The sequence below is a fragment of the Paenirhodobacter sp. YD-8 genome (assembly GCF_056590935.1).
The window spans coordinates 103250-124397 of sequence record NZ_CM152649.1; the positions used below are offsets into that span (position 1 = coordinate 103250).

Here is a 21148-nt window from a genome sequence, read left to right on the forward strand (position 1 = left end):
CGTCAGCCGTCCAGTCTCATGCGGGTGCGCCGCGCCGTCAGGCCCAGCCAGAACAGCGCCGAGACCAGCAGGAACAGCAGGTTCGGCAGCAGGATCGCGGCGATGTCGCCGGCCTGGAACAGGGTCTGCATCACCGTCACGAAATAGCGCGCCGGCACGATCAGCGTCACCGCCTGCACGAAAGCCGGCATCGAGGAGATCTCGAAGATCAGCCCGGACAGCATCACCGCCGGCAGGAAGGCGGCATTCAGCGCCGCGAGCGCCGCATTGAACTGGTTGCGGGTCAGCGTCGACAGCAGCAGCCCGAGGCCAAGCGCGCTGCCCAGGAACAGGCTGGTGGCGATGAACAGCATGGCGATCGAGCCGCGCAGCGGCACGTGCATCAGCACCACCGCGATGACGACACAGACCGCCATCGCGATCAGCCCGAGCCCGTAATAGGGCAGCGCCTTCGACAGCAGCAGCTCGCCCCGCCGCACCGGGGTGGCGAGCAGCGCCTCCATCGTGCCGCGCTCCCATTCCCGCGCGACAACGAGCGAGGTCAGCAGCGCGCCGATGATCGTCATCACCACGGCGATCGAGCCCGGGATCAGGAAGTTGCGGCTTTCGGTCGAGGGGTTGAACCAGTAGCGCGGCTCCAGCGACACCGGCGGATCGGCGCTGAGCCCGCGGGCATCGGCGCGCGCGTGCAGCCAGCTTTCGAACAGGCCCTGGGCATAGCTTGCGACGAAATTCGCGGTGTTCGGCTCCGAGCCGTCGGTCAGCACCTGGATCCGCGCGCTGCCGTCGCCCGCCGCCAGCCGCGCGCCGAAATCTTGCGGGATCACGATGAGACCGCGCAGCGCGCCCTCGGCCATCGGCGTGGCCAGCTCGGCCCGGGTCCGGGCAAAGCGCGGGTGGATATAGGGCGAGCCCGCGGCCACGGCGGCAAAGCGCTGCGCCTCGGCGCCCTGATCCTCGAGCACGATGCCGAGCGACAGCCGGTTGGTGTCGAGCGAGATGCCGAAGCCGAAGATGAACAGCAGCACGACCGGCAGCACCACGGCAATCAGCAGACTGCTCGGGTCGCGCAGGATCTGCTTCGTCTCCTTGATGCAGAGCGCCCGAAGCCGGCGCAGCGAAAAGCCTTCATGCGGTGTGCGGGTCATGGCGCCCCCCCTGCCGCGGCGCGGGCGGCATCGTCGCGCTCGATCAGCCGGATGAAGGCATCCTCGAAGGTCGGATCGGGCAATGCGGCATCGGCCACCTGCCGCTTCAGATCGTCGGGCGGGCCGACGGCGATCAGCCGGCCGCGATAGACGAGGCCGATGCGGTCGCAATATTCCGCCTCGTCCATGAAATGGGTGGTCACCATCACCGTCACCCCGCGGTCGACAAGCGCGTTGATATGCGACCAGAACTCGCGCCGGGTCACCGGATCGACACCGGAGGTCGGCTCGTCGAGGAACAGCAGCGGCGGCTCGTGCATCAGCGCGCAGGCCAGCGACAGGCGTTGCTTGAAGCCAAGCGGCAGCTCAGCCGCCTGCGTGCCGCGGTAATGGTCAAGCTCGAAGCTTTCCAGCATCTGCGCCACCTTGCGGTCGCGGCTGCGGCCGCTCAGCCCGTAGATGCCGGCGAAGAAGCGCAGGTTCCGCTCGACCCCGAGATTGCCGTAGAGCGAGAATTTCTGCGCCATGTACCCCAGCTTCTGCCGCGCCGCGGGGGCCGAATGCTTCAGGTCGATCCCCATCACCTGCGCCTCGCCGGATGTGGGCGCGAGCAGGCCGCACATCATCCGGAAGGTGGTCGACTTGCCCGCGCCGTTCGGGCCGAGCAGGCCGAAGATCTCGCCGCGCCGGACGGAAAAGCTGACGTGATCGGTGGCGACGAAATCGCCGAAGCGGCGGGTCAGGTCATGGGCGCGGATCACCGCCTCGGGGTCGATATGCGCCGGCAGCGCCACCTCGGCGAGCGTGCCGGCAAGCGTCGAGCGGCCGTCGGGCCCGCCGCCCACGAGATCGATGAAGGCATCCTCGAGCCGCGGCTCGACCGGCACGATGCGCGGCGCGTCCTCGCCCAGCTCGGCTATGGGCGGCGCCTGCCCCTCGGCGAGCACAAGCCGCACCGCATCGCCCTGGATCACCCCGTCGATCACCCCCGGAAGGCCGAGCGCGCGGCGCAGGAAATGGCGCCGGTTGCCGCGGATGTCACAGGCCAGGACCGAGCGGCCGCGCATCCGCGCGATCTGCTCGCCCGGGGGGCCGGCAAAGATCACCCGCCCGGCGTTCATCAGACATAGCGCGTCGCAAAGCTCGGCCTCCTCGAGGTAGGCCGTGGCCCAGACCACCGCCATGCCCTCGGCGGCGAGCGCCTGCACCATCCGCCACAGCTCGCGCCGCGAGATCGGATCGACGCCCACCCCGGGTTCGTCGAGCAGCAGCAGCTCCGGCTGCCCGACCAGCGTGCAGGCAAGGCCGAGCTTCTGCTTCATGCCGCCCGACAGCTTGCCCGCCAGCCGCCCGGTGAAGCGGTGCAGATCGGTGAAATCGAGCAGCCGGTCGAACTGCGCCTGCCGCGCCGCGCCGGTGACGCCGCGCAGATCGGCATAGAGAACCAGGTTCTCCATCACCGTCAGATCCTCGTAGAGGCCGAATTTCTGCGGCATGTAGCCCACCCGCAGGTGCAGCTCCGACGCGGCGCGCAACGGGTCGAGCCCCAGCACCTCGATCTCGCCCGAGACGGGTATCAAGAGCCCCGCCATCAGCCGCATCAGCGTGGTCTTGCCCGCGCCATCGGGCCCCGCCAGCCCGGTGATGACGCCGCGATCGACGCTCAGCGCCACATCGTTCAGCGCGTGTTCCTCCGCGCCCTGCCCGGCATAGCGGTGGGTCAGGCCGCGGATCGAGACCGCCAGACCCGCCGCCATCGCGCTCACCCCGCCTCGGCGGCAAGGCGCACCGTCACCGGCATGCCCTGACGCAATGCGGTGTCGCCATCCTCGACGGTGAGCCGCAGCCGGTAGACGAGGGCGCTGCGCAGGCTCTGCGTCTCGACCTGCTTCGGCGTGAACTCGGCGCGCGAGGAGACGAAGCCGACCGTGCCGTGATAGGGCGCGCCCGGGCGGGCATCGGTGAAGACAAGCACCTTGGTGCCCGGCGCGACCCGGCCAAGGTCGGGCTCCCCGACATAGGCCCGCACGCGGATGGGGGTGTCGAGCGACAGCGTCACCACCGTGGTGCCGGCCGCGACCATCGCCCCCGGCTCGACCGCGCGGGTCAGCACGGTGCCTGCCTCGGGCGTGGTCAGCACGGCATCGTCGAGCTGGATCTGCGCTGCGTCGCGCGCGGCGGCGGCGGCCTGTCGCTGTGCCACGGCCTGCGCGATCTCGGCCGGGCGGGCGCCGGTCACCGCGGCAAGATGCGCCTGCACCGCGGCCTCATGCGCCGCCTGCGCCTGGCCAAGCGCGGCCTCGGCGGAATCGAGCGCCTGCTGCAGCGAGACCGAGGTGGTCTTCAACGCCTTCTGCCGCGCATAGGTCGCCTCGGCATTGCGCAGCGCCGCCTCGGTGCCGGCGACCTGCGCAGCGAGCTGGGCGATCTCCTCGGCGCGCGCGCCTTCCTTCAGCAGCGTCTCGGCCGCCGTCGCGGCATCGAGCGCGCCCTGCGCCTGTGCGAGCGCCGCGCGCTGCGGCGCCGCGTCAAGCCGCGCGATCTCATCCCCGGGCGCCAGACGGTCACCCTCCTCGACGGCAAGCGACGCGATGCGGCCGCCGGTGCGGAAGGCGAGGTTCAGCTCGCGGATGTCGACATTGCCGCCAAGAACCAGCGGCCCCTGCGCGGCCGGACGCGCCTGCCACAGGACAAGGCCGCCCACCGCCAGCGCGACGGCCAGCCCCGCCATGATCGCCCCTCGCCGCATCGCGCCGCTCCCCCGTGGTTCCGCGCCAGCCTAGGAAGGCACGAACTCGCTGACAACTGAAAAATGACTGGCGGGTCATTTTGTCCCGTGCAAGGATGGCACCATGCAGGAGACCACGCCAGAGCCAGAGCAGGCCCAGCCCGAAGCGGGGCTGCGCGACCGCAAGAAGGAAGCCAAGCGCGCCGCGATCATCGCGGCGGCGCAGGCCGAGTTCATCGCCCATGGCTTTGCCGAGGCGCGGCTGGCGCGTGTGGCGGCGCAGGCGGGCGTGGCGAAGGGCACGCTCTACCTGTATTTCGACAGCAAGGAGGCGCTCTTCGATGCGGTGCTGCGCGGCGCGCTGCCGCTGATCTTCGCGCCGCCCGTGGCGCCCGATCCCGGCACGCCGCCGCAGGTCGCCTTTCGCCGCCGGCTGCGCGCGGCGATCGCCGACATGCAGGCCTCGGGGCGCGACAAGCTGGCGCTGATCGTGCTGAGCGAAAGCGCGCAGTTCCCGGGCCTTGCACGGATCTATCTCGAGGCGATCCTCGAGCCGCTGTTCGAGCTGGTGCGCGACTATGCCCGCAGCTCGGGGGTGGCGCGGCTCGAACCGCTCACCCGCTATCCGCAGCTGCTGCTGGCGCCGATGCTGGCGGCGACGATGTGGAACCGGCTGATGACCGAACGCCCGCCGCTCGACCTGCCCGAGATGCTCGAGACGCATCTGACGCTGGTTCTGGGCCCGCCCGAGGGCGAGCCCGCCGGGGTCACAGGGTGAAGGCCGCGACGAAAGCGTCGACGGCGGCGTCGCTGTCGCCCGCGGCGAAGGCCTCCATCCCCACCGGGCCGCGATAGCCCATCGCCCACAGCCCCCGCGCCACGCCGAGATAGTTGATCTCGCCGGTGCCGGGTTCGCAGCGGCCGGGATTGTCGGCGACCTGCACCTCGCCGATCCAGGGCAGGCATTTCTCGCACCAGCGCAGCAGATCCCCCTCGCCCAGCTGGGTGTGATAGAGGTCGAGGTTGATACGCAGCTGCGGCCGGTCGACCGAGGACACCAGCGCCAGAACATCCGCGGTGCGGCCGAAGGGGCAGCCGGGGTGGTCGAGCGGGTTGAGGTTCTCGAGGGTGAAGACCACACCCTCGGCCTCGGCCAGATCGCAGATCCGCATCAGCGTGTCGCGCGCGCGCAGCCACATCGCGCCGGTGACGACCTCGCTCTGGCGCAGCGGAATGCCGCCCGGGCCAAGCCCCGTGCCATGCAGGTTCAGCCGCGCCACGCCAAGCCGCTTGCCCACCTGCACCGTCTCGCGCGCCGAGGCCAGCAGCCGCTCGGCCCCCTCGGCATCGGCGAGCCGCCCCTCGAGATAGCCGTTCATGATCGTGTAGCTCGCGCCGAGCCGCTCCAGTTCGGCGATGTCATGGTCGGGCCAGTTCCACAGCCCGACGCCAAGGCCGCGCTCGGTCAGCCGGGCGACACGCCACGCGATCGGGCGCTCGGGCCAGAGCATCTCGGCGCAGACGGCAAGGGGAAAGGGGCGGGTCATTCGTGTCACTCCGGTAAGCCGCGCTCAGCCGTCGCGGTCGAGGATCCAGGTCACCGCCGGGTCGGGCTGAAAGCGCCAGTTGCGGCGCGGCCCGGCCATGACGTTGAGGTAATACATCTCGAAGCCATAGGGCGCGCCGCAGGGGTGATGGCCGCGCGGCACCAGCACGACATCGCCGTCCTGCACCGCCATCGTCTCGTCGAGCGTGCCGTCCTCGGTATAGACCCGCTGGATGCCGAAACCCTGCGCCGGGTTGATCCGGTGGTAATAGGTCTCTTCGAGATAGGTGATGCGGGGGAAGTCGTCCTCGTCGTGGCGGTGGCTCGGATAGGAGGACCAGTGGCCGGCCGGGGTGAAGACCTCGGTCACCAAAAGGCTGTCGCAGATCTCCTCGGCCTCCATCGCGATGTTGTGCACATAGCGGGTGTTGGTGCCCCGCCCGCGTTCGGTGAGCGCGATGCCCCCGGGCCCGATCCGGCGTGCCGGATGGTTGCCGCGGCCCGGTGCAGCACAGACCGCGACGGTGCAGTCGGTCTCGGCAACCAGGCTCCAGTCCTGCCCGTTCGGCACATAAAGGCAATGCGGCGGCGTGCGCTCGAACACATTCATCCGCTCGCCCAGCACGCCCCAGTCCTGCCCGGCGGCATGGATGCGCGCCCGGCCCTCGACCAGGACGAGGATCACCTCGGTCGTGCCGGTCGCCTCGGCCGCGCTCTCGCCCGGGCGCAGCCGGTAAAGCGAGAAACCGACATAACGCCAGCCGGCCGAGGCCGGGGTGATCTCGTGCACCTTGCCATGGGTGCCGAAGGGTTTGCGCAGCAGATCCGCCATCATCCTCTCCTTTTCATCGAAACCCGCCTCAGGCGGCATCAAGCCCCGCCTCGTGCGCCGCGGCCTTCAGCGCCTTCAGCCCCATGCTCTGGTAGACAAGCGGGGAGCGGACCGTCGGGTCCTGCTCGGCCTCGATCACCAGCCAGCCGTCATAGCCCGCCTGCGCCAGCAGCCGCAGCAGCGGCACGAAGTCGATCTCGCCCTCGGGGTCGCCCGGCACGGTGAAGGCACCGGCCAGCACCCCCTCGATGAAGGACAGATCCTCGGCCCGGACCCGGTCGCAGATCGCGCGGCGGATGTTCTTGGCGTGGAAATGGCGCACCCGGCCGACGTGGCGGGCCAGCACCTCGGCCGGCACGCCGCCGCCAAAGGCGCAGTGCCCCGCATCGAACAGCAGATGCGTCGCCGGCCCCGTCGCCGCCATGAAGGCGTCGATCTCTGCGGGGCTTTCGACCACGGTGCCCATGTGGTGGTGATAGACGAGGGTGATCCCCTCGCCCGCCAGATAGGCCGCGAAGGCCTCGATCTTGGCGCCGAAGTCGCGCATCTCGTCGGCGCTCAGATGCGGGCGGTCGTTCACCGGGTGGCTCGGGTCCGAATGCACCGCGTTCGAGGTCTCGCAGACGATGCAGACGGCACAGCCATTTTCCTTCAGCTTCGCAAGATGGCCCTGCACCGCTTCGATCTCGGCCTCGACGGAGCGGGTCAGAAGCTCGGTCGAATACCAGCCCGAGATGAAGGCAAGGCCATAGGAGCCCAGCAGCGTGCGCAGCGCCTGCGGGTCCTCGGGCCAGCGGTGGCCGTTCTCGATACCTTCGAAGCCGATCACTTCGCCGGCCTCGTGCAGGATCTGCGCGGTGGGGATCTCGGCGCCGATCGAGCGGTCGTCGTCGTTCGCCCAGGCGATGGGGTTGGTGCCATAGCGGATCATCTGGTTCTCCTGTCGGGCGGGGGTCAGTTGGCGCGCCGCACCCGGGCGGCCTGCGCAAGGTAACGGTCATAGGCGGCGGCGATCTCGGGGCGGTGGCTGACCTCTGGCACGGCCACGTCCCACCAGTGCCCGGCGGCGCCGAAGCCCGGCCCCTCCTTGGCGCTGGTCTCGATCACGATCACGGTGGGAATGTCGCGCCCGCGCGCCGCAGCGATCTCGGCCTCGAGATCCGCAATGGTGGTCGCGCGGACGGCATGGGCGCCAAGCGAGGCGGCATGGGCGGCATAGTCGATCTGGGGCTGTGCCTCGACCGCGCACTCCGTGTAGAGGTTGTTGAACGCGGCCCCGCCGCAGGCCTGCTGCAGCCGGTTGATGCAGCCGTAACCGCGGTTGTCGGTCAGCACCACGGTGAAGGGCACGCGCCGCATCACCGCCGTCGCCAGCTCCGAATTCGCCATCATGTAGCTGCCGTCGCCGGTGAAGCAGATCACCTCGCGTTCGGGCCGCGCAAGCTTCAGCCCCATCGCGCCGGCGATCTCGTAGCCCATGCAGCTGAAGCCGTATTCCATGTGATAGCCGCCCTGCGACGGCTGCCACAGCAGCTTGAGCGCGCCGGGCATGGTGCCCGCGGCGCCCATCGCGATCGCCGCGGGGCCGGTCGCGCGCTGCACCGCGCCGATCACCTGCGCGTCGCTCGGCAGCGGGCCGTCCGGGTCGGGAGCGGCGCAATGGGCGTCGACGGCCGCAAGCCAGGCGGCGCGCGCCGCGGCATCGACGGTGCCGCGACAGGCGCCCAGCTGCGCCGACAGCCGCGCGAGCGCCACACGTGCATCGGCGACCAGCGGCACCGCGCCATGCTTGCGCGCGTCATGGGCCTGCACGTTCACCGAGACCAGCCGCCGGGCGGGATTGGCGAAAAGCGACCACGAGCCGGTGGTGAAATCCTGAAACCGGGTGCCGATGCCCAGCACCAGATCGGCCGCCGCCGCCGCCGCATTCGCCGCGGCCGAGCCATCGACCCCGGCCGCGCCCAGGTTCATCGGATGTGCCTGCGCCAGCGCCGACTTGCCCGCCTGGGTCTCGATCACCGGGATCGCGTGGCGGGTGGCGAACTCGGCCAGCGCCGCCTCGGCGCCGGAATAGATCACCCCGCCGCCCGCCACGATCACCGGCGCCTGCGCGCCGCGGATCAGCGCCGCCACCTCGGCCAGCTCGGCCGCGTCGGGCTCGGGCCGGCGGATGCGCCAGACCCGCGGCGCGAAGAACTCGCGCGGCCAGTCGAAGCCCTCGGCCTGCACGTCCTGACAGAAGGACAGGCACACCGGGCCGCAGTCGGCCGGATCGGTCATCACCGCAAACGCGCGCGGCAGGGCGCTCAGCAGCTGTTCGGGGCGGGTGATGCGGTCGAAATAGCGCACCACCGGGCGGAAGCAGTCATTGGCCGAGACCGTGCCGTCGCCGAAATCCTCGATCTGCTGCAACACCGGATCGGGCCGGCGCCCGGCGAAGACATCGCCCGGGATCAGCAGAAGCGGCAGCCGGTTCACATGCGCGAGCGCCGCCGCCGTCACCATGTTCGTCGCCCCCGGCCCGATCGACGAGGTCACCGCCATCGCCCGCCGCCGCGCATGGCCCTTGGCGAAGGCGATCGCGGCATGGGCCATCGTCTGCTCGTTCTGGCCGCGCCAGGTCGGGAAGGTGTCGCCCGCCTCGTGCAATGCCGCCCCCAGACCCGCCACGTTGCCATGGCCGAAGATCGCCCAGATCCCCTCGAGGAAGCGTTCGCCCTCCTCGGTCATCTGCGCGGCAAGCCAGCGCACCATCGCCTGCGCCGCCGTCAGCCGGATCGTCTCCATCGTCATGCCTCCTTCGCGGCCGCGCGGGCCGTGTCCCAAAGCCCGGCGAGCCGCGCATAACGGCGCGCCATCTCCTCGACCGCCGCCGCATCGCCAAGCGCGCCGGTCATCCAGGCCCGCGCCACCTCGCCGAAGATCGTGCGACCGACGGCAAAGCCGCGCACCAGCGGGAAGGCCGCCGCCGCGCGGAAGCTTGCCGCCAGCTCCGCCTCGGGCGCATCGAGGCCAAGCACGACGATGCCGCGGGTGTGCGGGTCGTGTTCCTCGATGGCGACACAGGCCCTGGCCCATTCGGCCCGCGTCGCCATCGGTTCCAGCTTCCACCAGTCGGGAAAGATCCCCGCTGCGTAGAACTGCCGGATCAGTGTGGGGGTGGTGTCGGCATCGACCGGGCCGACCTTCGAGGGAATGATCTCGAGCAGGAATTCGAGGTCGTTGCGCCGCGCGGCCTCGAACAGGCGCCGCACCGTCGCCTCCTGCGCCGCGCGGGTGGCCGGGTCGTCGCCCGGGTGGCAAAAGCACAGCACCTTCACCACATCCTCGCGCGCCCAGGCCTCGAGCCCGCCGCAATCGGCGCCAAGGGCCGGCTCAAGCGTCAGCGGCCGCGAGCCCGGCCATTCGCAGGGCCGCCCGACCCAGAGCCCGCTGCCCGAGGCGGCATGAAGCGCGCGCCGGCCGATGCGGTCGTCGCACAGGATGCCATAGCCCGGCCGGCCCGCCTGCACCCGCTGCGCGGCCTGAAGGCACAACTCCTTGAAGGCGCCGCCCTTTTCCGGGGTGTAACCCGCCATCTGCTCAAGCTGGACCCGGTGGTCGAAGGCGAAGATGCGGATGTCGGCCCAGTCGGGCAGGCCACGGCGGGCGCGGTTCGTCGACCAGTGGATCTGTTCGAGATCCGCATCGTTGCGCAGGTCGGGGCGGATCACACCGCGCGACAGGAAGAAGTCGAGTTCCGCGCGCGAGGGATAGGCCGGCGTGCAGCCGTGCCGGCTGACCGCAAGCGCGCCGCAGGCATTGGCGTATTCAAGCGCCTTCGGCCAGGCCGCCCCCTCGAGCCAGCCGCGCAGCAGGCCCGAGAAGAAGCCGTCGCCCGCGCCGAGCACGTTGAACACCTCGATCGGGAAGCCCGGGCCGCTGACGCCGTCATCGAGGCTGTCGGGAATGTCCCCCTCGAAGGCCACGGCGCCGGCGGCGCCACGCTTGCACACCAGCGTCGCGGCGCTCACCGCCCGCACCGCGCGCAGCGCCGCGATGGTGTCGGTGCTGCCGCCGGCGATGTGGAATTCCTCCTCGGTGCCGACGATGAGATCGAAGAGCCCCAGATGCGCCTGCAGCCGCGCGGTGACGGCGGCGCTCTCGATGAAGCGGTTCTGGCCGTCGCCATGGCCCGACAGGCCCCACAGGTTCGGGCGATAGTCGATGTCGAGCGCGGTCCTCGCGCCGGTTTCACGCGCCAGGCGCAGCGCCTTCAGCACCGCCGCCTCGGTGCGCGGGTGGCTCAGATGCGTCCCGGTCGCCACCACCGAGCGGGTGTCGGCGATCAACGCTTCGTCGATGTCGGCCTCGCACAGCGCCATGTCGGCGCAATTCTCGCGGTAGAAGATCAGCGGGAACTGCTCCTCGTCGCGGATGCCAAGCAGGACCAGCGCGGTCAGCAGCTCGGGGTCGGTGGTCACGCCGCGCAGATCGACGCCCTCGCGGCCCAGCTGCTCGCGGAGGAAGCGGCCCATGTGCTCGTCGCCGACCCGGGTGATCAGCCCCGAGCGCAGGCCGAGCCGCGCCGTGCCGCAGGCGATGTTGGTGGGCGAGCCGCCGATATACTTGCGAAACGACCCCATGTCCTCGAGCCGCCCGCCGATCTGCGCGCCGTAAAGATCGACACCGGCGCGGCCGATGGTGATCACGTCAAGGGTCTTCATCCGTCCTGATCCTCGTGCTGGAGTGCCCGGCCCGCTTGCCGGACCCGGTCTTGCCGCTGCGTTGGGGTATGCGCTCCCGCAGCCCTCCCGAGGGGGGCCGGCCGTGCCGCCGATTGCGGAAGCGCCGCTGTCAGATGGTGCCGCCGAGCGAGCCCTCGAGCTCGGCAAGCTCCTGCCCGCCGGCCATCAGATCCTGCAGCTCCGCGGCCGAGATCTGGCCGCGCACCGCAGTGCCGAGCGTCTGGCCGCGGTTGAGAACGGTGAAGCGGTCGCCCACCGCCAGCGCATGGCGCACGTTGTGGCTGATGAAGACCACGCCCACGCCCTGCCGCCGCACCCGGTCGATGGTCGAGAGCACATTCGAGGTCTGCCGCACGCCCAGCGCCGAGGTCGGCTCGTCGAGGATCAGCACGCGCGCGCCGAAATGCACCGCACGGGCGATCGCCACCGTCTGCCGCTCGCCACCCGAAAGCGTGCCCACCGCCTGATCGGGGCCGCGCAGGTTGATGCCCATCTTGCGCATCTCCTCGACGCAGATCTCGTTCGCGCGGCGATGGTCGAAGCGCTTGAACAGGCCCCGGCCCTTCGTCGGCTCGCGCCCCATGAAGAAGTTGCGCGTCACCGACATCAGCGGGATCATCGCCAGATCCTGGAACACCGTCGCGATGCCCGCGTCCTGCGCGTCGCGCGGGCCGCTGAAGGTGGTTTCCTGGCCGTCGATCAGAATCCGCCCCTCGGTCGGTTTCAGCACGCCCGACATCGTCTTGATGAAGGTCGACTTGCCGGCACCGTTGTCGCCCAGAAGGCAGTGGCACTCGCCCGGGCGCACGTCGAAGGTGACGCCGTTCAGCGCAATCACATTGCCGAAGTGCTTGCGGATCTCCTCGAGGCGGATGATCGGGGCCGTCGTCGCGGCCTCTCCGTGATGAAACTTGCTATCCTGCATCATCTCAGCGCTCCCCGGTCACGCGCTTGCGGATCACGTTGTTGAACACCACGGCAAGAAGCAGCATCCCGCCGAGGAAGACCTGGAACCAGTCCTGGTCGATCTGGGTGTAGGTCAGGCCGATCACCACCATGCCGAAGATGATCGAGCCGAAGAAGGCGCCGATCGCCGAGCCATAGCCACCGGTCAGCAGACAGCCGCCGATCACCGCGGCGATGATGCCCTCGAATTCCTTCTGGAAGCCGCGCCGCGCATCGGTCGAGCCCGCGTCCATCACCTGCATGATCGCCAGCAGCGCGGCGCAGACGGCGGTGAACATGAAGAGCGCGGTCTTGACCTTGCGCACCGGCACGCCCGCATTCGCCGCGGCATTGGCATCGCCGCCCGAGGCAAAGATCCAGTTCCCCGCCGGGGTGCGCAGCAGCACCCAGGTGGCGGCAAGGGCAAGCCCCACGAACCACAGGATCTCGACCGGGATGCCGGGCACCTTCGGGGTGCCGTTCGGGAAGGTGTCGATCACCCCCGAGCGGGCGAGAGCGGCGAACAGCCCCTTGAACGCCTCGCCCGAGAACAGCGGTGCGAGCATGTCCTGTGCCGTCGCCTCGCGCAGGCCGCGCAGCTGCGTCGAGCCGCCGGTGAGCGCCTTCAGCCCGACAAGGGTCAGACCGCGCAGGATGAACAGGAAGGCGAGGGTGACGATGAAGGAGGGCAGCCCGGTACGGATGGTGAGCTGCCCGTTCACCACGCCGACCAGCGCCGCGAAAGCGAGCGTCAGCGGGATCGCCACGATCAGCGGCAGGCCCAGATTGACCACCAGCGCACCGAAGATCATCCCCGCGAAGGCGACCATCGAGCCGATCGACAGGTCGAACTCGCCGCCGATCATCAGCATCGCCGCGCCGATCGCCAGGATGCCGAGCTGCGCCGCCGGGCTGAGGAAGTTCATGATCCCCGACAGCGTGAACATCGCGCTATTGGCGGTGATGAGGAAGAAGACCGTCACCAGGATCAGCCCGGCGATCGAGCCGAGTTCGGGGCGTTTGATCAGCCGCGCAATCCAGGACTCGGTCCGGATCCGCTCGTCGGTCAATGGGGTGTCCACAGGCATTTCGTCCTCCCTGCAAGCTGTGGCGTGGGCCGGGGCGCGCCCCGGCCCGTCCGGATGCGGCTCAGCGGATGCCCTTGGCCGACAGCTCGACGACCTGCGCCGCCTTGTCCTTGGTGATCAGGTTCGGACCCGAGGGCACGTTGCCGCCCGGCATCAGCCCGTATTCGGCATAGAGCGCGAGGAAATCGACCGGCAGATAGCCCTGCAGGAACTGCTGCTGGTCGATCGCGAAGGTCGCATCGCCCTGCGCCACCGACTCGAGGAAGCCCGCCGAGAGATCGAAGGTCGCGACCCGGACCGCGCCCGCGCGGCCAAGCGCCTTCACCGCCGCCACCGCGGGCTCGCCCGCGACCGAGGCATTGAGCGCCATCACCGTGTCGATCTCGGGATCGGCCTCGAGCGCGGCCCGCACCTTCGCCTCGACCTCGGTCGGATCGGAGCTGGTCGGCAGCACCTTCACATTGCCGCCGAAGCCCTCGGTGAAGCCGGCGCAGCGCTGGTCGAGCGAGACGTTGCCGACCTCCTGGTTGATGCAGATACCCTTCTTGCCGCCCATCTCGCGCAGCTTCTCGCCCGCCTTCATGCCGGCGTCCTTCTCGTCCTGGCCGACATGCAGCAGCGCGCCGAGCTTCTTCGACACGTCCGAGCCCGCGTTGATCGAGATCACCGGGATGCCGGCGGCCACCGCGCGCTCGATCGACGGGCCGAGCGCATCGGCATCGGGGATCGAGACCACGAGCCCGTCGGGATGCTGGTTCACCGCGGCGTCGATCAGCTGGCTCATCGCCACCATGTCGAAGGTCTCGGGCGAGCGGTATTCGACATGCGCCCCGGTGCGCTGCGCGGCATATTCCACGCCGTTCTTCACCACCGACCAGAACGGATCGTTCGCCTGACCATGCGCCACGACGACGATGTCGGTGGCGAAGGCCGGCAGGGCGATGGTGATCGCCGTCGCAGCCATCAGGCCGCCAAGCAGTTTCTTCATGGTCTCCTCCCAGTGTCCTCTTGTTGTCAGGGCGGCCCTCCTCGCCGCCCCGCGCCCCGGCGCCTCATGCTCCGGGGCAGCCCCCGTGACGCCCGGCCGGGCGCCCGGAATTTCCTCAGCCGCCGAGCATGTCGGCGGTGATCGCCACGCTGCGCCCGCTTTGCGCGGCCCGCGTCGCGGCCTCGGCGCAGGCGAGCGCCGCAACCCCCTCGGCAAGCGGCACCGGCATCGCCGTGCCGGCCTTCACCGCAGCGACGAAGGCGCTCCATTCCGCCTCGTAGGCACGCATGTAGCGCTCGAGGAAGAAATACACGGGCTTGGCCGAGCTGGCGCCCGCCGTCGTGATCTTCTGCACGGTGTTCTCGAGCACGTTCTGCGCCGACAAAAGCCCGCCCGAGCCCAGCAGCTCGAGCCGCTGGTCATAGCCATAGCCCGCCCGGCGCGAGTTCTTGATGACGGCGAGGCGGCCGTCGGCCCAGGTCAGCGTCACCACTGCGGTGTCGACATCGCCCGCCGCGCCGATCTCCGGATCGACGATCGCCGAGCCGGTCGCGCTCACCGTCGCCGGGGCCCCGCCCATGATCCAGCAGGCCATGTCGAAGTCGTGGATCATCATGTCGCGGAACAGCCCGCCCGAGACCCGCACATAGCTGACCGGCGGCGGCGCCGGATCGAAGGAGGTGATCGCCAGCAGCTCGCCCTTGCCGATCTCGCCACGGTCGAAGGCGGCCTTGAGCGCGGCGAAATTCGGGTCGAAGCGGCGGTTGAAGCCGATCATCACCGGCGCGCCATTGCCTGCCGTCGCCGCCTGGCAGGCCAGCGCGCGTTCAAGCGACAGATCGACCGGCTTTTCGCACAGCACCGCCTTGCCGGCGGCCGTCGCGCGCTCGATCAGCGCCGAATGGGTGTCGGTCGAGGTCGCGATCAGCACCGCGTCGATCGCCGGATCGGCCAGGATCGCCTCGACGCTGCGCACCTCGGCGCCCACTTCGGCGGCGAGTGCCTGCGCCGCCGCCGCATTCACGTCGGCAATCGCGACAAGCGCGCTTTCGGCATTCGCAAGGATGGATTTTGCGTGCACCTGACCGATCCGGCCAGCGCCGAGCAACGCGACTTTCAGCATGACGTCCTCCCAGACCCGGGCGACTCGACCCGGTGATGGCGCTACCATCACGCCGTTTGCACGCGCGTGCAACAGATTTTTGCACGCGCGTGCAGATTTCCTCGCCGCGCCGGATTTTCCATGTATCTTCGGAGAAGGAGAGCATAGAACCAGCGCAGGAGGACCGATGACTCAGCACCGCGGCAAGACGGGCCTCGACGCCAATGTGACGGCCGACGATGTGGCGACGGCGGCCGGCGTCTCGCGCTGGACGGTCAACCGGGCCTTCAAGAAGGATGCCTCGATCTCGCCGCGCACCCGCGACAAGGTGATGGAGGCGGCGCAGACGCTGGGCTATGTGCCCGACCTGCGCGCCGCCTCGCTGGCCTCCGACCGCTCGAATCTCGTGGCGCTGCTGGTCGACGATTTCGCCAACCCGCACAAGCTGGTGATGATGGAGCGGCTGACCCGGATCCTGCGCAAGCACGGCTGGGACACGCTTCTGGTCAACACGCTCGACCGCGACGACACCGGGCATGCGCTCCTGAACGCCAGCCAGCGCCGGGTCGATGCGGTGATCCTGATCGGCATCCAGTTCGACGACGAGACGCTGGCCGCGGCGCAGCATGCCCGCCGCTTCCGCAAGCTGATCATCTTCGCGCGCACCTCGCAAAACCCCGACACGATCTCGATCGCGGTGGACGACGTGGCGGCGATGACCGAGATCGCCGATTACGTCCGTGCCCGCGGCTATCGCCGGCCGTTCTTCCTGGCCGGTCCGCGCACGGTCTCGGCGCATCTGTCGCGCAAGGAAACCTTCCTGTCGCGCTGGAAGGCCCATTTCGGCACCGAACCCGAAAGCGCCGAGGTTCCGGCCTATGACCCGATCCTGGCCGAGGCGGTGGTGACCGAGGTGCTGGGCAACCGCCCGCGATCCGAGATGCCCGACGTGCTGGTGTGCGAGAACGACGCGCTTGCCATCGGTGCGGTCGACGTGATCCGGCACAAGCTCGGTCTGCGCATCCCCGAGGACATCGCCGTCACCGGCTTCGACGATGTGCCGCAATGCCGCAGCCCGAACTACCGGCTGACCACCTATCGCCAGCCGCTGACCGAGATGGCGGAATATCTGGTCGAGGTGCTGGAAAGCAGCGAGGAGCGCGATTTCGACCGCGCCTTCACCGGCTGCCTCGTGCCGCGCGAAAGCGCCTGATCAGGGCGCCTCGCGCAGGAAGCGGCGCAGCAGCGCGGTGACCACCGCCTGACCGTTGCGCAGATCGGCCGGATGCGTCAGTTCGGCCTCGTTGTGACTCAGCCCGCCGACCGAGGGCACGAAGACAAGCGTGCTTGGCATCCGTGCCGCGAGCGCCAGCGCGTCGTGGCCGGTGATCGTCTGCATCGGCATCGCGCTGAGGCCCAGTTCGGCCGCCACCGCGCGCGTCGCCGCCACCCCCGCCGGATCAAGCGCCATGCCCGCGCGCCCCTCGTCCGCGACGATCTCGAGCCCGATGCCCGCCCCGGCCAGCCCCGGCGCAATCGCGGCCAGAAAGCGGTCTCCCACGGCCGCGGCAAGGGCAAGATCCGGGCTGCGGATCTCGAACCAGACGGTGACGCGGGCGGCCACCACGTTCGGGCTGTCGGGTTCGGCCACGATCTTCGCGGCCGACCAGTGCAGCACCGCGCCCTGCGCCGCGGCCTCGAGCAGGTCGTGGAACGCGGTGATCGCCCGGGCCGCGGCGCGCAGCGCATCGCGGCGGCGGGGCATCGGCGTGGGCCCGGTGTGCGCGGCCTCGCCAAGGAAGGCGAGGGTCAGCTTGCGCGCCGCCCAGGAGCCGGTGACGGCACCGATCTGCACGCCGCAGTCCTCAAGCCCGGCGCCCTGCTCGACATGAAGTTCCAGCGCCCGCACCGGGGTCAGCGGAAATTCCGCCGCGCCGCGAAAACCGATCGCGGTCAGCTCCGCGCCGAGGGTCCGCCCGATCCGGTCGCGCAGCGCAAGCGCCACCGCCGCCGGACATGTCCCGGCGAAGACCGAGCTGCCGGTGAGGCTCGGCTGAAACCGCGCGCCCTCCTCGTTCGTCCAGTTCACCACCGTCAGGTTGTGCCGCGCCCCCCCCTCGCAGACAAGCTCGGTCGCCGCGGCCAGCCCCGCCAGCACGCCAAGCGCGCCGTCGAACCGCCCGCCCGTCGGCTGGCTGTCGAGATGCGAGCCGACGAGAACCGTGGTCCCTGCCCCGGCGGCGGTGGCAAAGGTCGCGAACATGTTGCCCACCGGATCGACGTGGACCGTGGCGCCCCGCGCCGCCGCCTCGCCGGCGAACAGGCAGCGCGCCTCGCCATCCTCGGCGCTGCCGGTCAGCCGGTGCACGCCCCCCGCCGGCGTCGCACCGATCCGGGCGAAGCGGTCGAGCAGGGAAATCAGGTCATCCGTCATCGGCCCTCCCCTCGCCCTCCGTCCTTGACGTCAAGCCTAGCCCTGCCCCGGCCCTGCCGACAGGGGGCGGGGCGCAGGGGCAAGAATTGGCGGACGCCCGGACAAACCCGGGGCCGCGCGGGGCGCGACAGCCCGGCCCCGGCCGTGCCAGCATGGCGACAGGACAATGCCGGAGCCGACATGGACCCCCTCGAGCCCCTCCTGCGCCGGATTCCCGGCTGGGCCGACCGCCCGGTCGAGATCACTCCCGCGATCCCGGTGCTCGCCTCGCCGAGCTGGCGGGGGGTCGACGGTGCGCCCCTCATCGCGCGCGACACCGAGACCGGGGCGCGGCTGTTCATCAAGCGGCTGCATCCCGATACCGCCTTCTACATCACGCCCGAACACGCCTTCGCCGCGGCGCAGGCGGCGGGGGCGGCGGGCATCGGGCCCCGCGTGCTGCTGGCCGAGGCCGAGGCGGGGGTTCTGGTGTGCGAGCATCTGGGCGAGGGCTGGCGGGTGGCGGGGCTCGAACAGGCGGCCGACCCGGATTTCGTCGACCGGGTGCTGGCCACCCGCGCCCGACTGGCCACGGCCGGCCCGCTGCCCGCCCGGCCCGAGACCTTCGCCGAACTCCTGCGGCTCGAGGCGCTCCTGCGTGCGGCCGGGGCCCCGACCCCGCCCGATCTGCCCTGGCTTTCCGATCTGCTGATGACCGCGGCAGAGCAGGCCCGCACGCCCGCCCTGCCCGCGGTGCCGATCCATGGCGACGGCACCCTCTCGAACGTCATGGTGCATTCGGACGGCCGCATCCGGCTGGTCGATTTCGACAGCGCCGGCACCGCCGACCCCTGCGCCGAGATCGGCACGGCGCTTGTCGAGATGTGCACCTTCGAGGCCGAGATGCAGGTGGTCTTCGCCCGCAATGCCGCACTCTGGGGCCTTTCGGCCGACACGGAGCTGTTCGACCGGGTGCGGCTTCACGGCATCGCCGATGACCTCCGCTGGGCGATGATCGCGATGATGCTTGCCCATGTCTCGCCGCGCCGGGGCGAGCAGGAATTCTACAAGTTCGGGCTGTGGCGCTGCCTGCGTGCCCGGATCGCGCTGCGCGATCCGCGGTTCGGCGAACGGACGCGGAGGCGCGCATGATCGTGCGACGGATCGGCGAGGGGCAGAGCCCCGACGAGCGCGCGGCCGAGGCGGCGATCGCCCTCGTGCCGCAGTGGCGCGGGCGGGCGCTGACCTATGCGATGCTGGTGGGCGGGCTGAGCAACCGCAACTGGCGCGTCGAGGTGACGGGCGATCCGCGCGCCTATTTCCTCAAGGTGCCGGGCGAGGGCACCGAGATCTTCATCGACCGGGCCACCGCATATGAGGCCGCGGTGATCGCCCATGGCCTCGGCATCGCGCCCGAGGTGGTGTTCCACGACGCCGCGACCGGCACCGAGGTGCACGAGTTCCTCGACGGCTTCACCACCTGCACCACCGCCGACTTTGCCCGCCCCGAGATTCGCGCCCAGGTCATCGGCCTGTTGTGCAGGCTGCATTCGGGGCCGCGGCTGAGCCAGGTGAAGACGATCTTCGACCTGATCGACGAGCATCTCGAACAGGCGCGCGCGCTCGGTTCGACGATGCCCGCCGATCTGCCCTGGCTCGTGCATCACTATCGCCGGATCCGCCAGGCCTTCGAGGCCTCGGGCCTCGATCTGGTGACCTGCTTCAACGACCCGATGCCGGGCAATTTCCTGACCGCGCCCGACGGGTCGCTTCGGCTGATCGATTACGAATACGCCTCGGCGAACGAGCGCAGCTATGACATCGGCGTCTTCGCCTGCGAGATGTTCCTCGAGGAGGACGAGACCGCGGCGCTGATCGAGGCCTATTTCGGCGCCGTCCGCCCGGCCGAGGTGGCGCGGGTAGCCCTCAGCCGCATCCTCGCCGATCTGAAATGGGGCAGCTGGGCGGTGGTGAACCGCAAGCTCACCGACTGGGATTTCGACTTCCAGAAATACGGGCTGTGGAAATACATGCGCGGCCGGGCGATGCTGCAGGACCCGCGGCTTGACAGCTGGCTGCGGCAGGTCTGAGCCGCCCCGATTTCAGGCGATCGCCGCGGGTTTCGCCCGCTTGCCGGGCACTCTCGCCGGCCCGGCCATAAACATGAATACACAGTATTTGAAATGTTGATTATCTTCGCGAGGATCGAGGGGCGGCATCCCGCCGCGCGCCCGGGAGAGCCCCATGACCCTGCACGAGATCGCCCCGCCCCCTGGCGCCCGACTTGCCCTTGGCACGGTGACGATCGGGCTGGACGGGCTCGGCCTGTCGCGGCGGCTGAACCGCGCCGAGACCGGGGCCGGCCCGCGCTGCGACCTGATCGTGCCCCGCCGCGCCCCGATCCGCTTCTGCCAGGGCGGGCTGACCGGCGAGGTGCCGGTGGGCAGCTATGTGCTGCTGCGCCGCGACGGCTTTTACGACCTCTCCGCCGAGGTCGATCTTGCGCATTTGCAGGTCAGCCTGCCGCTTGCCGCGCTGCGCGACCGGCTTGCCGCGGCCGAGGACCATGTCGGTGGCCGGTTTCGCCCCCATCCGCAGATGGCCGCGCTGCTCGCGCGCACCCTCGCCGCCACGGTCGAGGTGTTCGGCACCGCCCCCCCGCCCCGCCCCGAGGCGGTGGGGGCCGAGCTGATCGCGCTGATCGCCCTGGTGCTTGGCAGCGAGACCGGCGGCCGTGCCGCGCTTGGCCGCACCGGACGCCGCCTGACCCGGCAGCGGATCATCGACCACATCGACGCCCATCTGGCCGACCCCGGGCTGACGCCGCACCGGATCGCGCAATCGCTGCAGATTTCGCGCAGTTACCTTTACGAGCTGTTTGCCGACAGCAACGCCACGGTGGCGGGCTTCATCCATGCCCGCCGCCTGCAGGCTGCCTACGAGATGCTGGTCGCCGATCCGGCCGGGGCGCTCCAGGTGTCCGAGATCGCCTATCGCACCGGCTTCAAGAGCCTGTCGCATTTCTCGCGCAGCTTCTCGCGCCATTTCCGGGCGAGCCCGCGCGCGGTGCGGACCACAGCGCAGAGCACCGGCGCCGCATGATCCCGGCTGGCGGCCTTACTGGCCGAGCTCGGACAGGATCCGCCGCATTTCCTGCAATTGACTGTCGCTGAAGGTCTCGGCGATGTGCTTTTCGTGATCGCCGCTGACATCGCGCAGCTTGCGGCACATGGCCACCCCGGCCGCCGCCAGCGCGATGCGCACCTTGCGCCGGTCCTTCTCGTCGGGAACGCGGAAGACGAGGCTTTCGCGCACCATCCGGTCGATGATCTTGGTCAGCGTCGCGGGCTCGACCAGAACCTTCTCGGCCAGCTGCCCCATCGGCGTCGGCCCGTCCTGCTCGAGCGCCTTGAGCACGCGAAACTGTTCGATCGCGATGCCGCCGGGCTGAAGCCGCCGCGCCAGATCGTCCTCGATCAGGCGATTGGCGCGGGCGATGAGATATCCGATCTGCTCGGTGAGCTTTTGATCCGCCATGTGACTACTGTGCCGATTAATCTAATGCGTTTTTGATAGTAGCAGTTTCAAAAAAATAAATCCATGGGATTTGCGCCGCGTCTGCGCGGACCCC

Annotated in this window: 19 protein-coding genes; 5 read left to right on the forward strand and 14 right to left on the reverse strand. The window is 70.1% G+C overall.

What is annotated here, in order from left to right:
• Positions 1-2: 2 nt before the first annotated feature.
• Genes AC0QTQ_RS00475 through AC0QTQ_RS00485 form a run of 3 tightly spaced genes read right to left on the reverse strand, consistent with a single transcriptional unit; the run spans position 3 to position 3897 of the window.
• The gene (locus tag AC0QTQ_RS00475; RefSeq protein WP_480257808.1) at positions 3-1148 is read right to left on the reverse strand and encodes an ABC transporter permease; all 1146 of its coding nucleotides are present in this window, start codon (positions 1146-1148) and stop codon (positions 3-5) included.
• Positions 1145-2905, reverse strand: a complete 1761-nt coding sequence (locus AC0QTQ_RS00480) for an ATP-binding cassette domain-containing protein (protein ID WP_480257809.1) — start codon at positions 2903-2905, stop codon at positions 1145-1147. Before AC0QTQ_RS00480 ends, AC0QTQ_RS00475 begins: the two co-directional genes overlap by 4 nt.
• Before the next feature lie 5 nt (positions 2906-2910).
• Positions 2911-3897, reverse strand: coding sequence for an HlyD family secretion protein (locus AC0QTQ_RS00485; protein ID WP_480257810.1), 987 nt, complete (start codon positions 3895-3897; stop codon positions 2911-2913).
• Positions 3898-4000: 103 nt separating this feature from the next.
• Between AC0QTQ_RS00485 and AC0QTQ_RS00490 the strand changes: the two genes are divergently transcribed.
• Positions 4001-4654, forward strand: coding sequence for a TetR/AcrR family transcriptional regulator (locus tag AC0QTQ_RS00490; protein WP_480257811.1), 654 nt, complete (start codon positions 4001-4003; stop codon positions 4652-4654).
• Here AC0QTQ_RS00490 and AC0QTQ_RS00495 read toward each other — a convergent pair.
• The 9 genes from AC0QTQ_RS00495 to iolG form a co-directional block, all read right to left on the reverse strand.
• Complete coding sequence (locus tag AC0QTQ_RS00495) at positions 4644-5423, reverse strand: TIM barrel protein (RefSeq protein WP_480257812.1); 780 nt, start codon at positions 5421-5423, stop codon at positions 4644-4646. The two genes, AC0QTQ_RS00490 and AC0QTQ_RS00495, sit on opposite strands and share 11 nt — an antisense overlap.
• A gap of 24 nt (positions 5424-5447) precedes the next feature.
• Positions 5448-6254, reverse strand: coding sequence for a 5-deoxy-glucuronate isomerase (gene iolB / locus AC0QTQ_RS00500; RefSeq protein ID WP_480257813.1), 807 nt, complete (start codon positions 6252-6254; stop codon positions 5448-5450).
• Positions 6255-6282: 28 nt separating this feature from the next.
• Positions 6283-7185, reverse strand: a complete 903-nt coding sequence (gene iolE, locus AC0QTQ_RS00505) for a myo-inosose-2 dehydratase (protein ID WP_480257814.1) — start codon at positions 7183-7185, stop codon at positions 6283-6285.
• 23 nt (positions 7186-7208) lie between these two features.
• Positions 7209-9041, reverse strand: coding sequence for a 3D-(3,5/4)-trihydroxycyclohexane-1,2-dione acylhydrolase (decyclizing) (iolD, locus tag AC0QTQ_RS00510; RefSeq protein ID WP_480259251.1), 1833 nt, complete (start codon positions 9039-9041; stop codon positions 7209-7211).
• A gap of 2 nt (positions 9042-9043) precedes the next feature.
• Positions 9044-10960 carry a bifunctional 5-dehydro-2-deoxygluconokinase/5-dehydro-2-deoxyphosphogluconate aldolase gene (locus AC0QTQ_RS00515; protein WP_480257815.1) on the reverse strand — a complete coding sequence of 639 codons (1917 nt, stop codon included), beginning with the start codon at positions 10958-10960 and terminating at the stop codon, positions 9044-9046.
• Between the two features lie 130 nt (positions 10961-11090).
• Entirely contained in the window at positions 11091-11909 is an 819-nt protein-coding gene (locus AC0QTQ_RS00520; RefSeq protein WP_121534278.1) for an ATP-binding cassette domain-containing protein, read from the reverse strand.
• Between the two features lies 1 nt (position 11910).
• Positions 11911-13014 (reverse strand): ABC transporter permease, encoded by a 1104-nt coding sequence (locus AC0QTQ_RS00525; protein WP_121534277.1) that lies wholly within the window; start codon positions 13012-13014, stop codon positions 11911-11913.
• A 61-nt stretch (positions 13015-13075) separates the two neighbouring features.
• Positions 13076-14002, reverse strand: coding sequence for a sugar ABC transporter substrate-binding protein (locus tag AC0QTQ_RS00530; protein ID WP_480257816.1), 927 nt, complete (start codon positions 14000-14002; stop codon positions 13076-13078).
• 115 nt (positions 14003-14117) lie between these two features.
• Entirely contained in the window at positions 14118-15125 is a 1008-nt protein-coding gene (iolG, locus tag AC0QTQ_RS00535) for an inositol 2-dehydrogenase (RefSeq protein WP_480257817.1), read from the reverse strand.
• Between the two features lie 166 nt (positions 15126-15291).
• Between iolG and AC0QTQ_RS00540 the strand changes: the two genes are divergently transcribed.
• On the forward strand, positions 15292-16317 hold the full coding sequence (locus tag AC0QTQ_RS00540) for a LacI family DNA-binding transcriptional regulator (protein ID WP_480257818.1): 1026 nt from the start codon (positions 15292-15294) through the stop codon (positions 16315-16317).
• Here the strand turns inward: AC0QTQ_RS00540 and AC0QTQ_RS00545 are convergent, their stop codons facing one another.
• The gene (locus tag AC0QTQ_RS00545) at positions 16318-17538 is read right to left on the reverse strand and encodes an allantoate amidohydrolase (RefSeq protein WP_480257819.1); all 1221 of its coding nucleotides are present in this window, start codon (positions 17536-17538) and stop codon (positions 16318-16320) included. It abuts the gene before it with no gap.
• A 180-nt stretch (positions 17539-17718) separates the two neighbouring features.
• Here AC0QTQ_RS00545 and AC0QTQ_RS00550 point away from each other — a divergent pair, with 180 nt between their 5' ends.
• The 3 genes from AC0QTQ_RS00550 (at position 17719) to AC0QTQ_RS00560 (ending at position 20619) form a co-directional block, all read left to right on the forward strand.
• Positions 17719-18669, forward strand: coding sequence for a phosphotransferase (locus tag AC0QTQ_RS00550; RefSeq protein ID WP_480257820.1), 951 nt, complete (start codon positions 17719-17721; stop codon positions 18667-18669).
• A complete protein-coding gene (locus AC0QTQ_RS00555; protein ID WP_480257821.1) occupies positions 18666-19607 on the forward strand; it encodes a phosphotransferase in 942 nt (313 codons plus the stop codon). The genes AC0QTQ_RS00550 and AC0QTQ_RS00555 overlap by 4 nt, the downstream gene beginning before the upstream one ends.
• A 154-nt stretch (positions 19608-19761) precedes the next feature.
• Positions 19762-20619 carry a helix-turn-helix domain-containing protein gene (locus AC0QTQ_RS00560; protein ID WP_480257822.1) on the forward strand — a complete coding sequence of 286 codons (858 nt, stop codon included), beginning with the start codon at positions 19762-19764 and terminating at the stop codon, positions 20617-20619.
• A 15-nt stretch (positions 20620-20634) separates the two neighbouring features.
• On the opposite strand, the gene AC0QTQ_RS00565 is transcribed toward AC0QTQ_RS00560, so the two are convergent.
• Positions 20635-21054 (reverse strand): MarR family winged helix-turn-helix transcriptional regulator, encoded by a 420-nt coding sequence (locus tag AC0QTQ_RS00565; protein WP_480257823.1) that lies wholly within the window; start codon positions 21052-21054, stop codon positions 20635-20637.
• Positions 21055-21148 lie beyond the last annotated feature (94 nt).

Coding starts and splice junctions, on each gene's coding strand:
- AC0QTQ_RS00475 (WP_480257808.1), bottom strand. CDS start 1,148: ATGACCCGCACACCGCATGAAGGCTTTTCGCTGCGCCGGCTTCGGGCG.
- AC0QTQ_RS00480 (WP_480257809.1), bottom strand. CDS start 2,905: ATGGCGGCGGGTCTGGCGGTCTCGATCCGCGGCCTGACCCACCGCTAT.
- AC0QTQ_RS00485 (WP_480257810.1), bottom strand. CDS start 3,897: ATGCGGCGAGGGGCGATCATGGCGGGGCTGGCCGTCGCGCTGGCGGTG.
- AC0QTQ_RS00490 (WP_480257811.1), top strand. CDS start 4,001: ATGCAGGAGACCACGCCAGAGCCAGAGCAGGCCCAGCCCGAAGCGGGG.
- AC0QTQ_RS00495 (WP_480257812.1), bottom strand. CDS start 5,423: ATGACCCGCCCCTTTCCCCTTGCCGTCTGCGCCGAGATGCTCTGGCCC.
- iolB (WP_480257813.1), bottom strand. CDS start 6,254: ATGGCGGATCTGCTGCGCAAACCCTTCGGCACCCATGGCAAGGTGCAC.
- iolE (WP_480257814.1), bottom strand. CDS start 7,185: ATGATCCGCTATGGCACCAACCCCATCGCCTGGGCGAACGACGACGAC.
- iolD (WP_480259251.1), bottom strand. CDS start 9,041: ATGGAGACGATCCGGCTGACGGCGGCGCAGGCGATGGTGCGCTGGCTT.
- AC0QTQ_RS00515 (WP_480257815.1), bottom strand. CDS start 10,960: ATGAAGACCCTTGACGTGATCACCATCGGCCGCGCCGGTGTCGATCTT.
- AC0QTQ_RS00520 (WP_121534278.1), bottom strand. CDS start 11,909: ATGATGCAGGATAGCAAGTTTCATCACGGAGAGGCCGCGACGACGGCC.
- AC0QTQ_RS00525 (WP_121534277.1), bottom strand. CDS start 13,014: ATGCCTGTGGACACCCCATTGACCGACGAGCGGATCCGGACCGAGTCC.
- AC0QTQ_RS00530 (WP_480257816.1), bottom strand. CDS start 14,002: ATGAAGAAACTGCTTGGCGGCCTGATGGCTGCGACGGCGATCACCATC.
- iolG (WP_480257817.1), bottom strand. CDS start 15,125: ATGCTGAAAGTCGCGTTGCTCGGCGCTGGCCGGATCGGTCAGGTGCAC.
- AC0QTQ_RS00540 (WP_480257818.1), top strand. CDS start 15,292: ATGACTCAGCACCGCGGCAAGACGGGCCTCGACGCCAATGTGACGGCC.
- AC0QTQ_RS00545 (WP_480257819.1), bottom strand. CDS start 17,538: ATGACGGATGACCTGATTTCCCTGCTCGACCGCTTCGCCCGGATCGGT.
- AC0QTQ_RS00550 (WP_480257820.1), top strand. CDS start 17,719: ATGGACCCCCTCGAGCCCCTCCTGCGCCGGATTCCCGGCTGGGCCGAC.
- AC0QTQ_RS00555 (WP_480257821.1), top strand. CDS start 18,666: ATGATCGTGCGACGGATCGGCGAGGGGCAGAGCCCCGACGAGCGCGCG.
- AC0QTQ_RS00560 (WP_480257822.1), top strand. CDS start 19,762: ATGACCCTGCACGAGATCGCCCCGCCCCCTGGCGCCCGACTTGCCCTT.
- AC0QTQ_RS00565 (WP_480257823.1), bottom strand. CDS start 21,054: ATGGCGGATCAAAAGCTCACCGAGCAGATCGGATATCTCATCGCCCGC.